This window comes from Pantoea sp. SGAir0175 (genome assembly GCF_043547855.1).
This window is the reverse complement of record NZ_CP028081.1, coordinates 2031135-2044835: the sequence shown is the minus strand read 5'-3', so window position 1 is coordinate 2044835 and position 13701 is coordinate 2031135. Positions and strand designations below refer to the sequence as shown.

The following is a 13701-nucleotide window of genomic DNA, read 5'->3' as shown; positions in this document are numbered from 1 at the left end:
TTAGCCTTGCCGCGCGGACCTGATTCGCGTAAAACTGTCCACCGCTCTTAGGCCACGAAACTAAATATATTATGTTCCAGGATAACCCGCTGCTCGCGCAGCTGAAAGAGAAGCTTCACGCGCAGACCCCGCGCGCCGAAGGTGTTGTGAAAGGCACGGAAAAAGGCTTTGGCTTCCTCGAAGTTGACGCTCAGAAAAGCTACTTCATTCCCCCTCCGCAGATGAAGAAAGTGATGCACGGCGACCGCATTTCCGCTGTGATCCACACTGATAAAGACCGCGAGAGCGCGGAGCCGGAAACCCTGATTGAGCCGTTTCTGACGCGCTTTGTCGGCCGCGTGCAGAAAAAAGATGACCGCCTGTCTATCGTGCCGGATCATCCGCTGCTGAAAGACGCGATTCAGTGCCGTGCGGTGCGTGGCCTGACCCACGATTTCCAGAACGGTGACTGGGCCGTAGCAGAGATGCGCCGCCATCCGCTGAAAGGCGATCGCGGTTTCTATGCCGAACTGACCGAATTTGTTGTCACCGCGGACGATCACCTCGCACCGTGGTGGGTCACGCTGTCGCGCCACAATCTGGAGCGCGAAGCGCCGGAAGTGGGCTTTGGCGAGATGCTGGACGAACAGCTGCAGCGTGAAGATCTCACTGCGCTGAACTTTGTCACCATCGACAGCGCCAGCACCGAAGATATGGACGATGCGCTGTATGTTGAAGAGCTGGCAGAAGGCAAGCTGGCGCTGACCATCGCCATTGCCGACCCGACCGCCTACGTTGCCGCCGGCAGCGAACTCGACCAGATGGCCTCCAGACGCGCCTTCACCAATTATCTGCCGGGCTTTAATATCCCGATGCTGCCGCGCGAACTGTCAGATGATGTCTGCTCGCTGCGCCCTAACGTCAGGCGTCCGGCGCTGGTGTGTCGCGTTACTGTGCTGCCGGATGGCAGCCTGGCTGACGATGCCCACTTCTTTGCCGCGTGGATCGAATCCAAAGCCAAGCTGGTGTACGACGAAGTGTCGGACTGGCTGGAGAACAGCGGCAGCTGGCAGCCGGAAAATGACACCATCGCGCAGCAGATTCGCCTGCTGCATCGCCTGTGCCTGGCACGTGGCGAGTGGCGTCAGACGCACGCGCTGGTGTTCAAAGATCGCCCTGACTACCGCTTCGTGCTCGGTGAGAAAGGCGAAGTGCTGGATATTATTGCGGAACCGCGCCGCATCGCTAACCGCATCGTGGAAGAAGCGATGATCCTCGCCAACGTCTGCGCCGCTAAAGTGCTGCAGGAGAAGCTTGGCTTCGGTATCTACAACCTGCACACCGGTTTCGACCAGGCGAACGCGGAACAGGCGGCTGGGGTACTGGCTGGTCATGGTATCACGGTTGATCCGCAGGCCATTACCACGCTGGAAGGCTTCCGTCAGCTGCGTCGTCAGCTTGATGCGCAGCCAACCCAGTATCTCGACAGCCGCATTCGTCGTTTCCAGAGTTTCGCCGAAATCAGCACCGAACCGGGCCCGCACTTTGGCCTCGGCCTCGACGCCTACGCGACCTGGACGTCACCGATTCGTAAATTCGGCGATATGATCAACCATCGTCTGCTGAAGGCTATCGTGCGCGGCGAAAGCATTGCGCGGCCACAGGATGACGTGACCCTGATCATGAGTGACCGTCGCCGTCTCAACCGCATGGCCGAGCGCGATGTCGGTGACTGGCTGTACGCGCGCTTCCTCGCGCCGTTTGCCGGCACTGACCGCAAATTCAGTGCCGAGATCATCGACGTTTCGCGCGGCGGCATGCGCGTGCGCCTGCTGGAGAACGGTGCGGTCGCCTTTATCCCTGCCCCGTTCATTCACGCCGTGCGTGACGAACTGGTGTGCTCGCAGGAGAGCGGGACCGTGCAGATCAAAGGTGAAGTGGCCTACCGCGTGACCGATGTGATTGATGTGACCATCGCCGAAGTGCGCATGGAAACACGCAGCGTGGTGGCCCGTCCGGCCGCCTGAGCATGAAATCGTGCGGGATAACAGCCGTTATCCCGCATTTTTCCCCGCCCGCCTGAACAGTTGTTAAATTTGTTTCCCGCTTCACACTTCTGATCCGATTCCCTGTCGTTAACAATTCATTACATTACTTTTAACTTGTTGTATTCCGATCGCCTTTTTCCCGGTCCCTACAAGGAGTTAACTCATGAACAACGTCAGAACCGGATTGATCTGGTTAGCGGTGGCGTTAATTGGTGCGGCTGCGTTCGCCATGCTGGCACTCAGTCGCGGCGAGCACGTTAATGCCGTCTGGCTGGTGATCGCCTCCGTCGCCTGCTATAGCATCGCGTATCGCTTCTACAGCCTGTTTATCGCCAGGCGCATTTTTGAGCTGGACGACCGGCGCCGCACGCCGGCAGAGCGCTTCAATGACGGGCTGGACTATGTTCCCACCAACAAATGGGTGCTGTTTGGCCACCACTTTGCCGCGATCGCCGGTGCCGGTCCGCTGGTCGGGCCGATCCTGGCGGCGCAGATGGGTTTTCTGCCCGGCACCATCTGGATTCTGGTTGGCGTGATGCTGGCCGGCGCGGTGCAGGATTTTCTGGTGCTGTTTATCTCCACGCGCCGCGACGGTCGTTCGCTGGGTGAGATGGCGCGCCAGGAACTGGGCTCGTTCGCCGGCGTGGTCACCATGCTCGGTGCGCTCGGTGTGATGATCATTATTCTCTCCGCGCTGGCGCTGGTGGTGGTGAAAGCGCTGGCTAACAGTCCGTGGGGGCTGTTTACCATCGCCGCCACCATTCCGATTGCCCTGTTCATGGGCGTGTATATGCGCTTTCTGCGTCCGGGCAAAATCGCCGAAGTGTCGATCATCGGCTTTGTGCTGATGATGGCGGCGATCATTTACGGCGGTGACGTGGCGGCCGATCCGTACTGGGGACCGATTTTTACCCTGAAAGGCACCGAGCTGACGTGGGTGCTGGTGATCTACGGTTTTGTTGCCTCGTCGCTGCCGGTGTGGCTGCTGCTGGCGCCGCGTGATTACCTCTCCACCTTCCTGAAAATCGGCGTAATCATCGGGCTGGCGGTGGGCATTCTGTTCGCCATGCCGGAACTGAAGATGCCGGCGGTGACGCGCTTTATCGACGGCACGGGCCCGGTGTTCTCCGGAGCGCTGTTCCCGTTCCTGTTTATCACCATTGCCTGCGGCGCGATCTCCGGCTTCCACGCGCTGGTGTCGAGCGGTACGACGCCAAAACTGGTGGAGCGCGAAAGCCATATTCGCTTCATCGGCTATGGCGCCATGCTAATGGAGTCCTTTGTGGCGATCATGGCGCTGATTTGTGCCTCGGTGCTCGATCCAGGCGTCTACTTTGCTATGAACTCACCGGCGGCGCTGATTGGCACCACGGTGGAGAACGCGTCGCAGGTAATTAACGGCTGGGGCTTTGTGGTGACGCCGGAGATGCTGAGCGGTATCGCCGGCGAAGTGGGCGAAAGCACCATTCTCTCCCGCGCCGGTGGCGCTCCGACGTTTGCCGTCGGGATGGCGCATATCATCACCGAGGTGTTTAACAGCCGCGCGATGATGGCGTTCTGGTATCACTTCGCCATTCTGTTTGAGGCGCTGTTTATCCTCACCGCCGTGGATGCCGGTACCCGCGCCTGCCGTTTTATGGTGCAGGATCTGGTCGGGACCGTGGTGCCTTCGCTGGCTAACAATCGCTCGTGGCTCGGAAACATGGCCGGTACCACCGTGGCGGTGGCCGGCTGGGGTTTCTTCGTGTATCAGGGCGTGGTCGATCCGCTCGGCGGCATCAATACCCTGTGGCCGCTGTTTGGCATCGGTAACCAGATGCTGGCGTCGATGGCGCTGATCCTCGGTACCGTGGTGCTGTTCAAAATGAAAAAGCAGCGTTACGCCTGGGTGACGATTGTGCCTACCGCCTGGCTGTTTATCACCTCCATGACCGCCGGCTGGCAGAAAATTTTCCATGAGAAACCGTCAATTGGTTTCCTCGCGCAGGCCAGTAAGTTCCGTAAAGGTCTCGATGAGGGCGTGATTATCGCACCGGCGAAAACCGTGGCCGACATGCAAACCATCGTGTTCAGCAACCAGATCAACGCGGCGCTGTGCGGCTTTTTCATGCTGGTCGCGGTAACCATGCTGATTGCGGCGTTCTTCGTGATCCGGCGCGCGCTGCGCAGTTCAGTGCCGACCACTCATGAGTCAGACGTGTCACTGCGTCAGGAGGTGCGAAATGTCTGAGGCCATTTTACGCTGGAAAAAGCCGCACGCGGGCTGGCAAATTCAGCAGTGCTTACCGCTCGCTGCCCGCGCCCCTGCCGTGCCGCGCTCACGCTGGCAGCGTCTGTGGCAGGGATTACAGCAGAGCTTCCGGTTAATGGTGGGCGTGCACGACTATCAAACTTATCTGAAGCATATGCGCGAAAAACATCCGGAACAGCCCCCCATGGATGAGCGCGCCTTCCATCGTTACTGCCTGGAGGCGCGTTTTCCCAGCCAGGCGGGCAAACTCGGCAAGTGCCCCTGCTAACCTTTCAGCCCCGGAATTCGGGGCTTTTTCGTGCCATTCTTTAATAAAAACAAAAATATATTCAGTTTGCATCTTGTGCTGGCGCAGGAGGTTGAATACTGTTGCTAAAATAATGAGATACCCCTGCTGCGCATTCCCCCGGAGGAAGTTTCCATGACCGATGAACAAGGGCAAACGTTGCTATATACCTTGTTTGGCACAACCAGCCCTCATTGGCGTTTAACTTCAGATAGCGATGCGCTACATTTTGCCGAAGATGAAAATGCCAATACCAATATGGCGGTGCCCCTGACGCCGGCTCAGGCCAGTCTGCTGCGTGCCATGACGGTGATTACCTCCAGCATTAACCTGACTCTTTCACTGCACGGCTCGCCAGTGCCGATGCACTTTGTTGGCCGTAAAGTGAATCAGTCCACCTGGGCCGGTACCGCATCCGCCTGGGGCGATACCTCGTCGGTGGCGCGCGATTTAACCCTTGGCCTCTCCTTCGCCGAACAGGTGGTGTCAGAAGCGAATTCGGTAATCGTCATCCTCGATCAGCGCGGCAACATTCAGCGTTTTAACCGCCTGAGCGAAGAGTACACCGGCCTGAAAGAGCAGGAAGTGATTGGCCGCAATGTGTTTCAGCTGTTCATGACCAAGCAGGAAGCGCAGGCGTCGCGCCGTAACATCGCCGGCTTCTTTCGCGACGGCAACTCCTACGAAGTGGAGCGCTGGGTTAAAACCCGAAAAGGTCAGCGACTGTTTCTGTTTCGTAATAAGTTCGTCCACAGCGGTAGCGGAAAAAATGAAATTTTCCTCATCTGTTCCGGAACCGACATCACAGAAGAGCGTCGGGCGCAGGAGCGCTTACGCGTTATGGCCAATACCGACACGGTGACGGGCCTGCCGAATCGCAATGCTATCCATCAGCAAATTAGCCTGGCACTGGAGCTGGCTAACGGCAGCCAGACCGGCGTGGTTTACCTCGATCTCGACAATTTCAAGAAGGTAAACGATGCCTACGGCCATATGTTTGGCGACCAGCTGCTGCAGGCGGTGTCGCTGGCGATCCTCAGCTGTCTCGGCAAGGACCAGACGCTGGCGCGCCTCGGCGGTGATGAATTTGTGGTGCTGGCTGAGCACACCAGTCAGGCGGCGCTGGAGGCGATGGCCTCACGCATTCTGGAGCGGCTGCGTCAGCCGTTCCGTATCGGGCTGATCGAAGTCTATAGCGGCTGCTCGATTGGTATCGCCCTCGCCCCGCTGCATGGTGAAGATCGCGAAAGTCTGATTCGTAACGCCGATACCGCGATGTACCACGCTAAAGAGAACGGGCGCGGCAAATTCTGCGTGTTCGCCAGCGAGATGAACCAGCGCGTATTTGAATATCTGTGGCTGGATACTAATCTGCGCAAAGCGCTGGAGCAGGATCATCTGGTGGTGCACTATCAGCCGAAGATCGATCGCGACGGTGAAGTGCGCAGTGCCGAGGCGCTGGTGCGCTGGAATTCACCTGAACGCGGCCTGGTGCCGCCTGGCGATTTCATCTCTTACGCGGAAGAGTCCGGACTGATTGTGCCGCTCGGGCGCTGGGTGATGCTGAACGTGCTGCAGCAAATCGTTAAATGGCGCAGCGAAGGCATTTACCTGCGCGTCGCAGTGAACGTTTCCGCCAAGCAGCTGATCGACCAGAGCATCTACAGTGACCTGAAACAGGCGCTGAGCGAAGCGGGCATCAGTGAGTGCCCGATAGACATCGAGCTGACGGAAAGCTGCCTGATCGAGAACGAGGCCGGTGCGCTGAAGCTGATGAAACAGTTTCAGGAGTTAGGCGCACAGGTGCATCTGGATGATTTCGGCACGGGCTACTCCTCGCTCTCCCAGCTGGCGCGCGTGCCGATCGATGCGATTAAGCTGGATCAAAGTTTTGTGCGCAATATCAACAAGCAACCGGTATCGCAGTCGCTGGTGCGCGCGATCGTTGCCGTGGCGAAAGCCCTGGATTTACAGGTCATTGCCGAAGGCATCGAAACCAAAGCCGAAGAGAAGTTTGTGCTGACCAACGGTGTCGATGGGCGTCAGGGTTATTATTATGCGAAACCAATGCCCGCAGAGCAGCTCGGGCATTGGCTGGCTAAGCATCCTGCCCGCGTTTAACGTCTTAGCGTACTGCTAACCGGCTTTACGCAGTGATGCGCTGTGACGATTTTGCAGCTGTACCAGACGTTCCATGTAGGCAATATCTTTCGGTTCCAGCGTGAAAGCATAGTCGACCCAATCCTCAGTGATATCCATCAGTTCTGCCCGTGACAGCTGCAGCACGCGCTGTCGCGCTTTCAGCATGGCACGGACTCCATTCAGTTTTGGCCGCAGCGTATCGATGAAGGTACGCGTGGTGCGGTAGCTGTCACCGGGCTGGAACACTTTGTCGACCAGACCACGGGTTTCATACCACTCTGCGCTGTGCGACTCCCCTTCACAGATCAGCTCTTCGGCCAGCTTCATCCCGGAGCGGCGCGCGACCAGCGAGTAGCCGCCCATGCCGGGGAACAGGTTGAAGGCAATTTCCGGGAAGCCCATACGCGCACTGTTCTGCGCCAGAATGAAGTGGTGCGCCAGCGCTGCTTCAAAACCGCCGCCTAAGGCACTGCCCTCAATCATCGCCAGCGTCACTGCGCCGGTATCAAACCCACGGGCCGCCGAATGGATGCAGTCAACACAGGCGCGGGCGTAGGCGCGCAGTGCTTCACGGCGGTTGTTGCGAATGCATTCGACAAAGAAACGCAAATCGCCCCCGGCGTTAAACATCTGCGGCACCAGCGATCCGGTCACCCAGAAATCAATCGGCAGACCGGAACGCTGGGCTGCGTAGCTCAGGTTCATGATCTCCTCAATTAATTCGTGGTTGAAACTGGGGCGCGGCTGAGCGCGCAGCATCATCCACATGGTGTGTCGACCTTCCTCATAATAGGCGGCGAGCTGTGTGGTTTGGCCGACTTCGGTAAACAGGCGGCAGGTTGGTTGGTTAATTACTGTCATCGTCTCATCCTCTATTTATGTGATGCGTTAAACGCCACATCAGCGTAATGCAGAGTGAGGCCAGACCAAATGAGAGTTTGATTTATAACGTAAAATCCAGAGAGATCCCCGAGCCCCTGCCTGAGGAAAGATTAGCGGGCTTACTTAATGACGGCGCAACAGCCGGCAAGCGCATAAATACGCTTAACGCATAGTGAATAAATCACAGCATTAACAGTCCCCGTCTCGTCCGGGCACGCAATCCCCTTAAATAAAAAAGGCACCCGCCGGTGCCTTGAGAAAACATCACGCGCTCAGCCTTGCCCGTACCAGGCGCTCTTCCCGTGCTTGCGCAGATAGTGCAGGTCAAGCAGGGTCTGAGCGATAGGCGGCAGCTCCGCGCGCAGCTGCTCAGTGTGCAGCGCCATGTAGGCCACCTCTTCCAGCACCACCGCACTGTGCACTGCGCTATGTGCGTCTTTACCCCAGGCAAACGGCCCGTGGGAGTTCACCAGCGCAGCAGGAATCGCGCCGGGCTCGATGCCGCGCTGCGCAAAGGTTTCAATGATGACCTGGCCGGTGTGCCATTCATATTCCTGCTCAATCTCTGCCCGTTGCATCGCGCGAGTGCAGGGAATGGTGCCATAGAAATCGTCAGCGTGCGTGGTGCCCCATGCCGGGATGTCCCTGCCCGCCTGCGCCCAGATGGTGGCGTGGCGCGAATGGGTGTGCACGATGCCGCCAATATCCGGCCACGCCAGATACAGTGCGCGGTGTGTTGCGGTATCCGAAGATGGCCGCAGCTGGCCCTCGACGACATTGCCGCTTTCCAGTTCGACCACCACCATGTCGTCGCGCTGCATCTGCTCATATTTAACGCCCGAGGGTTTGATCACCAGCAGCCCGCGCTCGCGGTCTACCGCGCTGACATTGCCCCACGTAAAGGTCACCAGGTTGTAACGCGGCAGGTCGAGATTGGCCTCCAGAACCTGCTGTTTCAGCGCTTCCAGCATTGTGTTTTCTCCGCCATACAGTCATCACTGAATTGTGCGGAGCCACCGGTAAAAACGTTATGGAGGGAATGGCTGGATTAGCAGCGGAAAGTGGCTAAAGCGGGCAAAGTGTGGGGTTTGATACGGGATCCGGATGCGGACACCACGTCAGGATTTCAGAGTTTTCTTTCTGCATACACATCCGCTTACGCCTAGAATTATCTCAAGCCTGCGGCGGTACCAAAATGGTCTTTGCCAGCAGCGTGAACAACGCGCGCTAAGGGCTGCGCGCCAGCGTGCAGGCTGAAGGAAAAGCACCGCCTGAGTGCATTGGGCGAACAACTTCAGGGCGTAACATCTATACTTAACGAGTTGCCTCTGAGCAAACCATCAAGGAGATGTCCATGACTACAACAATGAAACGCGTGACGGTTGCCGTGCTGGCAACGGCGTTAGTGGTGGCCCTGAGCGGCTGTTCCAACTGGTCAAAACGTGACCGCAACACGGCGATTGGCGCCGGTGCCGGTGCTATTGGTGGATCGGTGCTCACCAACGGCAGCGCGCTGGGTACCGTCGGTGGCGCTGCGGTGGGCGGCATTATTGGCCATCAGGTTGATTAATAATAATATTGTAGCAGGCTACGCAGCGCATCTACGTCACATCGGGCCACCTTGCGTGGCCCGCTTTTATTAACCGCCCGCCAGTTTAACCTTCATGCCTTTGGCTTCCAGCAGCGTTTTAAGCAAATCGCGCTTATCGCCCTGAATCTCAATCACGCCCTCTTTCAGCGCCCCGCCGCAGCCGCACTTCTTCTTAAGCTCGGCCGCCAGCTTTGTCAGCGCGTCATCATCGAGATCGATGCCGGTAATCAGGCACACGCCTTTACCTTTACGCCCGCTGGTCTGGCGCTGAATGCGCACGATGCCATCGCCTTTCGGTCGCTGCGGTTTCTCTTCGCTATGTGTAATACGACCGGTTTCGGTAGAGTAAACCAGCGGATTGTCCTGAGCCATTAGCCCTCCTGTAAACTGTGCAGGATTTGCTGCAGCGTCTGCGCCGGATCGGCAGATTGGGTGATCGGTCGCCCAATCACCATGTAATCCACGCCGGCCTGTTGTGCCTGCTGCGGCGTCATGATGCGGCGCTGATCGCCGGCCTCGCTCCCCGCCGGGCGAATACCCGGCGTGACCAGCGCGAAATCCTGCCCGATAACCTGTTTAAAGTGCGCGGCTTCCTGCGCCGAGCACACCACACCATCAAGACCACACTCGCGCGTCAGCCGTGCCAGACGCTCAGCCTGCTGCGCCGGCGATGTGGTGATGCCAAGACCTTTGAGATCGTCTTCATCCATGCTGGTCAGCACCGTTACCGCAATCAGCAAGGGCGCATCACTGCCAAACGGCAGCAGCGCTTCGCGCGCCGCATTCATCATCCGCGCCCCGCCGCTGGCATGCACGTTGACCATCCACACGCCGAGATCCGCTGCCGCCGCGACCGCATGTGCCGTCGTGTTCGGGATGTCATGAAATTTGAGATCGAGGAATACCTCAAAACCGCGCGCCTGCAACGTCTTCACCAGCGACGGTCCAAACAGGGTAAACATCTCTTTACCCACTTTCAGACGGCACTGGCCCGGATCGATACGGTCAACGAACTGCAGTGCGCTATTGAGATCATGATAGTCGAGTGCCACCAGAATCGGTGAGTGAGTAACAGGCATAACGTTTCCTCAGAGGCTGGCACCCGCAGGCGCGATGGACAAACGGCAAGCATTCTACCCGTGCAACCCGGCCACGACAACGTTGCGACGGCGATTGCCTTGCTGTTTGACGAGCGGATGCACAGTGCTGATGCGTGGATGATAATCCCTCTATTAGTATGTTGTAACTACTATGCGTTATGAATAATCACCGAACGCGGCCAGCTTACTGGCCGTCGAGTCCGCGAATCGGTTTAACGGAAGACCAGGCACGGCACGATGGGCAGTGCCAGTAAAGCGCATGCGCGGTGAAGCCGCACTTCTGGCAGCGGTAGCGCGGTTTAGTACGAATCTGTTCGCCAACCATGTCACGCAGCACCATCAGACTCTCTTTGGCGCGGCCATCTTCTGCCTCGTGCAGGTGGAAATCCATCAGACGATGGAACACGCGCATGGTGGGATGACGCTGCAGCTGACGGTTAATGTAGAGCTGTGCCGCTTCCGGCCCCTGCTGCTGCTCCAGAATGTCCGCCAGATAGAGTTCCGCCGCGGCACCGGTGTTCTCTTCAACGCAGCGTTGCAGGAACTGCGCCCAGCTGTCAGGCTGCTCCAGCCGCAGATAGCAGGTTTCCAGCATCGGCAGCGTTTCGCTCACCAGTTCTTTGTCCTGCTCCAGCACACGCTGCAGCCGCTGCGCCGCTTTCGCGTATTCGCCCTGCTCCATCAGGATACGTCCCATCATGATGGAAACGCGCGCGCTTTGGTGGTCGGCCGCTTCACCCTTTTTCAACAGGCTCATGGCACGATCGAGGTCATCACTGCTCAGCGCCTGCAGCGCCAGCTCGCAGTAGAAATGGGCGATTTCGCCCTTTTGCTTATCTTTGCCGAGTTTTACCAGCCGTTCCGCCACTTCGATAGCTTTCTGCCAGTCGCTGGTCGCCTGATGAATCAGCAGCAGCTGCTGCAGCGCGCTGATGCGAAAATCAGTTTCATCGATCAGCTGACTGAACATGTCTTCGGCGCGATCGTACAAGCCGGCGGCCATGTAGTCGCGTCCCAGCTGCTGGATGGCCAGCAAACGCTGATCGTAGGTAAGCGACGCGCTTTCCATTAACGACTGGTGGATGCGGATGGCACGGTCGACTTCGCCGCGCGAACGGAACAGGTTACCGAGCGTCAGGTGGGCTTCAACGGTACCGCTGTCCTCTTTCAACATATCGAGGAACAGATCGACCGCTTTATCCTGCTGATTAGAAAGAAGAAAGTTAACCCCTGCCACGTATTCGCGTGACAGACGGTTAGCTTCCTGTTGCTTATCCTGCTGCGCACTGCGGCGGCCCATATACCAGCCGTACGCCGCCGCGACAGGAAGAAGCAGAAACAGCAATTCAAGCATCGAACATTAATCCCGACGCACTGCAGTGGAGGTGCTATTTACCGCAGCAGATTGTTCATTTTGCGCCTGCATACGTTTCAGTTTGCGCTGTGCATGCGCCAGCGAAACACGAATGCGCAGCCAGAACAGGCCACAGATCGCCCAGCCCAGCAAAAATCCGGCACCAAACAGGCAGGCCAGCAAGGTTGAAATGCGGAATTCGCCCTGCGCCAGCAGATAGTTGAAGGTGACAATCTGGTCATTATGCGCTCCGAGCGTGACGGAGATGATGAAAATGACCAAAACCACGAGAAAAATCAGCAAATATTTCACAATGCGTCCTGTCGTGAGGTTATCCGGTAGAGTATGCCAAAAAAGTGCCGCCGTTGCTGCTTATCCGCGCAGCAGTTAGTGCCCTTTCTGCAAGTACAATCAATCATATGGGGGCAAAGGGAGAAATTACAATCCGTCATCGCGCCCGGCAATCTCACGCTGCTCTTCCGGCGGCACGCTGAGCGGGCCACAAAAGCGCTGCGCCAGCCAGGTTGCCAGCGTCACCAGCAGCCACGAGATCAGCGTCGCGACCACCAGATCGCGCGGCCAGTGCATGCCCAGTACCAGCCGGCTGCCCATGACCAGCGTCGCCCAGACAAACAGCACCACCACCGTAACAACATGCCGGCGCGGCCATAACAGGCCAATCACCAGCAGCGCCCAGCTGGCGGCAAACATGGTATGGCCAGACGGAAAAGCAAAGCCCGTCTCAAACGCCCAGTGATTTTTTAACCAGGCGGGCAGCTTTGTGTCATTGGCGAGCAAGGCGGACACCATTTCGCCGCGCTGCTGCCGTTTCAGCTGATAAAACTGCTGTTCGTTGACGCCGTGGCTGTGCTCAAGCCAGACCACATACGGCCGCGGCTCCTGCACCTGCTCTTTAATAAAGGTTTTGGTCGACTGACCGGCCAGAATCGCGCCGTTCATGATAATCAATAACAGAATGGCCGGCCTGAGGCGAAAGCGCAGGCACCACAATACCCAGCCGCTCAGAATCAGGCTGGTCAGCGTGCCCCACGGACTGGTGACGGTTTCGGTGATCCAGAACAGCACGCGCAACAGATGCCCGCTCTCCCCCGGTTGCCACTGCCAGCCGGAAAGCCATACGCCCAGCGGCATCAGCAATAATAAAAACGCGCCCAGCGTGGTGCGTTGCACAATTTTTAACATCTTGTCCCTTTATTGTTTCCCGACCTGACAGGCGTATTGCATAACTTTAGTTGAAAAAAGAATAACATACCCGTTGCGGCTTAGATAATTGTGCTTTATCACTACAATCACTCTGACTGATTAGCGGCCCTGGTTCAGGTTGTGGCACAATATTGGCAGTTTCGTCGGGCCAGTCGGGCCCGTGCGTTATCATGATGATAGCGCATCCTCTGAAGGTTCTGGAGAGTCACATGCAGCTGAAACGGGTAGCAGAAGCCAAACTGCCCACGCCATGGGGAGATTTCCTGATGGTTGGTTTTGAAGAACTGGCAACCGGCCACGACCACGTCGCGCTGGTTTATGGTGATATTAGCGATCACAATCCGGTGCTGGCGCGCGTCCACTCCGAATGTCTCACCGGCGATGCGCTGTTCAGCCTGCGCTGCGACTGCGGCTTCCAGCTGGAGGCAGCGCTGACCGCCATTGCGGAAGAAGGACGCGGCGTGCTGCTGTACCATCGTCAGGAAGGCCGCAACATCGGGCTGCTCAACAAAATTCGCGCCTATGCGTTGCAGGACAAAGGCTACGATACGGTGGAAGCGAACCATCAGCTGGGCTTTGCCGCCGATGAGCGTGACTTCACCCTGTGCGCCGACATGTTTAAACTGCTGGGCATTAATGAAGTGCGTTTGCTGACCAATAATCCGCGCAAAGTGGAGATTTTGTCAGAAGCGGGCATCAATATTGTCGAGCGCGTGCCGCTGATCGTTGGCCGTAACCCGAAAAATGCGCACTATCTCGATACGAAAGCTGAGAAGATGGGGCATCTGCTACCGAAATCGTAATGCGGCGGTGCGCTCTCGCATCATGCACTTTCTGCGTCAAT

Annotated in this window: 13 protein-coding genes; 6 read left to right on the top strand and 7 right to left on the bottom strand. The window is 57.7% G+C overall.

Annotated features, from left to right (window positions below):
* Nucleotides 1–71 precede the first annotated feature (71 nt).
* The 4 genes from C1N56_RS09445 to pdeR all read left to right on the top strand — a co-directional run bounded on the left by C1N56_RS09445 (nt 72) and on the right by pdeR (nt 6685).
* On the top strand, nt 72–2006 hold the full coding sequence (locus tag C1N56_RS09445; RefSeq protein WP_394517429.1) for an exoribonuclease II: 1935 nt from the start codon (nt 72–74) through the stop codon (nt 2004–2006).
* 184 nt (nt 2007–2190) lie between these two features.
* Nucleotides 2191–4257: a carbon starvation CstA family protein gene (locus C1N56_RS09440; RefSeq protein WP_059012964.1), complete on the top strand. Its 2067-nt coding sequence runs from the start codon at nt 2191–2193 to the stop codon at nt 4255–4257.
* Nucleotides 4250–4546, top strand: a complete 297-nt coding sequence (locus tag C1N56_RS09435; RefSeq protein ID WP_125308584.1) for a YbdD/YjiX family protein — start codon at nt 4250–4252, stop codon at nt 4544–4546. Before C1N56_RS09440 ends, C1N56_RS09435 begins: the two co-directional genes overlap by 8 nt.
* Nucleotides 4547–4699: 153 nt before the next feature.
* Complete coding sequence (pdeR, locus tag C1N56_RS09430) at nt 4700–6685, top strand: cyclic di-GMP phosphodiesterase (RefSeq protein WP_058758614.1); 1986 nt, start codon at nt 4700–4702, stop codon at nt 6683–6685.
* Nucleotides 6686–6700: 15 nt separating this feature from the next.
* Here pdeR and C1N56_RS09425 read toward each other — a convergent pair whose 3' ends face one another.
* Both C1N56_RS09425 and araD read right to left on the bottom strand, forming a co-directional pair.
* Nucleotides 6701–7567, bottom strand: coding sequence for a crotonase/enoyl-CoA hydratase family protein (locus C1N56_RS09425; protein ID WP_021505954.1), 867 nt, complete (start codon nt 7565–7567; stop codon nt 6701–6703).
* A gap of 293 nt (nt 7568–7860) precedes the next feature.
* Nucleotides 7861–8559 carry an L-ribulose-5-phosphate 4-epimerase gene (araD, locus tag C1N56_RS09420; protein WP_394517428.1) on the bottom strand — a complete coding sequence of 233 codons (699 nt, stop codon included), beginning with the start codon at nt 8557–8559 and terminating at the stop codon, nt 7861–7863.
* A 383-nt stretch (nt 8560–8942) separates the two neighbouring features.
* On the opposite strand from araD, the gene osmB reads away from it, so the two are divergent.
* Entirely contained in the window at nt 8943–9158 is a 216-nt protein-coding gene (gene osmB / locus C1N56_RS09415) for an osmotically-inducible lipoprotein OsmB (RefSeq protein WP_150360541.1), read from the top strand.
* A 69-nt stretch (nt 9159–9227) separates the two neighbouring features.
* Here the strand turns inward: osmB and yciH are convergent, their stop codons facing one another.
* The 5 genes from yciH to pgpB form a co-directional block, all read right to left on the bottom strand.
* Nucleotides 9228–9551, bottom strand: coding sequence for a stress response translation initiation inhibitor YciH (gene yciH, locus C1N56_RS09410; RefSeq protein WP_215785863.1), 324 nt, complete (start codon nt 9549–9551; stop codon nt 9228–9230).
* Nucleotides 9551–10258: an orotidine-5'-phosphate decarboxylase gene (gene pyrF, locus C1N56_RS09405; RefSeq protein ID WP_394517427.1), complete on the bottom strand. Its 708-nt coding sequence runs from the start codon at nt 10256–10258 to the stop codon at nt 9551–9553. The genes yciH and pyrF overlap by 1 nt, the downstream gene beginning before the upstream one ends.
* A gap of 205 nt (nt 10259–10463) precedes the next feature.
* A complete protein-coding gene (gene lapB / locus C1N56_RS09400) occupies nt 10464–11633 on the bottom strand; it encodes a lipopolysaccharide assembly protein LapB (protein ID WP_394517426.1) in 1170 nt (389 codons plus the stop codon).
* 6 nt (nt 11634–11639) lie between these two features.
* Nucleotides 11640–11945 carry a LapA family protein gene (locus C1N56_RS09395; RefSeq protein WP_058771279.1) on the bottom strand — a complete coding sequence of 102 codons (306 nt, stop codon included), beginning with the start codon at nt 11943–11945 and terminating at the stop codon, nt 11640–11642.
* A gap of 126 nt (nt 11946–12071) precedes the next feature.
* Complete coding sequence (gene pgpB / locus C1N56_RS09390; RefSeq protein ID WP_021505947.1) at nt 12072–12836, bottom strand: phosphatidylglycerophosphatase B; 765 nt, start codon at nt 12834–12836, stop codon at nt 12072–12074.
* A gap of 230 nt (nt 12837–13066) precedes the next feature.
* Between pgpB and ribA the strand changes: the two genes are divergently transcribed.
* Nucleotides 13067–13660 carry a GTP cyclohydrolase II gene (ribA, locus tag C1N56_RS09385; RefSeq protein WP_058758620.1) on the top strand — a complete coding sequence of 198 codons (594 nt, stop codon included), beginning with the start codon at nt 13067–13069 and terminating at the stop codon, nt 13658–13660.
* Nucleotides 13661–13701: the final 41 nt, after the last annotated feature.

Excerpts from the sequence above, each read along its gene's own strand:
- pdeR (WP_058758614.1), top strand. The coding sequence starts at position 4,700 with ATGACCGATGAACAAGGGCAAACGTTGCTATATACCTTGTTTGGCACA.
- araD (WP_394517428.1), bottom strand. The coding sequence starts at position 8,559 with ATGCTGGAAGCGCTGAAACAGCAGGTTCTGGAGGCCAATCTCGACCTG.
- pgpB (WP_021505947.1), bottom strand. The coding sequence starts at position 12,836 with ATGTTAAAAATTGTGCAACGCACCACGCTGGGCGCGTTTTTATTATTG.
- yciH (WP_215785863.1), bottom strand. The coding sequence starts at position 9,551 with ATGGCTCAGGACAATCCGCTGGTTTACTCTACCGAAACCGGTCGTATT.
- pyrF (WP_394517427.1), bottom strand. The coding sequence starts at position 10,258 with ATGCCTGTTACTCACTCACCGATTCTGGTGGCACTCGACTATCATGAT.
- C1N56_RS09435 (WP_125308584.1), top strand. The coding sequence starts at position 4,250 with ATGTCTGAGGCCATTTTACGCTGGAAAAAGCCGCACGCGGGCTGGCAA.
- C1N56_RS09440 (WP_059012964.1), top strand. The coding sequence starts at position 2,191 with ATGAACAACGTCAGAACCGGATTGATCTGGTTAGCGGTGGCGTTAATT.
- osmB (WP_150360541.1), top strand. The coding sequence starts at position 8,943 with ATGACTACAACAATGAAACGCGTGACGGTTGCCGTGCTGGCAACGGCG.
- C1N56_RS09425 (WP_021505954.1), bottom strand. The coding sequence starts at position 7,567 with ATGACAGTAATTAACCAACCAACCTGCCGCCTGTTTACCGAAGTCGGC.
- C1N56_RS09445 (WP_394517429.1), top strand. The coding sequence starts at position 72 with ATGTTCCAGGATAACCCGCTGCTCGCGCAGCTGAAAGAGAAGCTTCAC.
- lapB (WP_394517426.1), bottom strand. The coding sequence starts at position 11,633 with ATGCTTGAATTGCTGTTTCTGCTTCTTCCTGTCGCGGCGGCGTACGGC.
- ribA (WP_058758620.1), top strand. The coding sequence starts at position 13,067 with ATGCAGCTGAAACGGGTAGCAGAAGCCAAACTGCCCACGCCATGGGGA.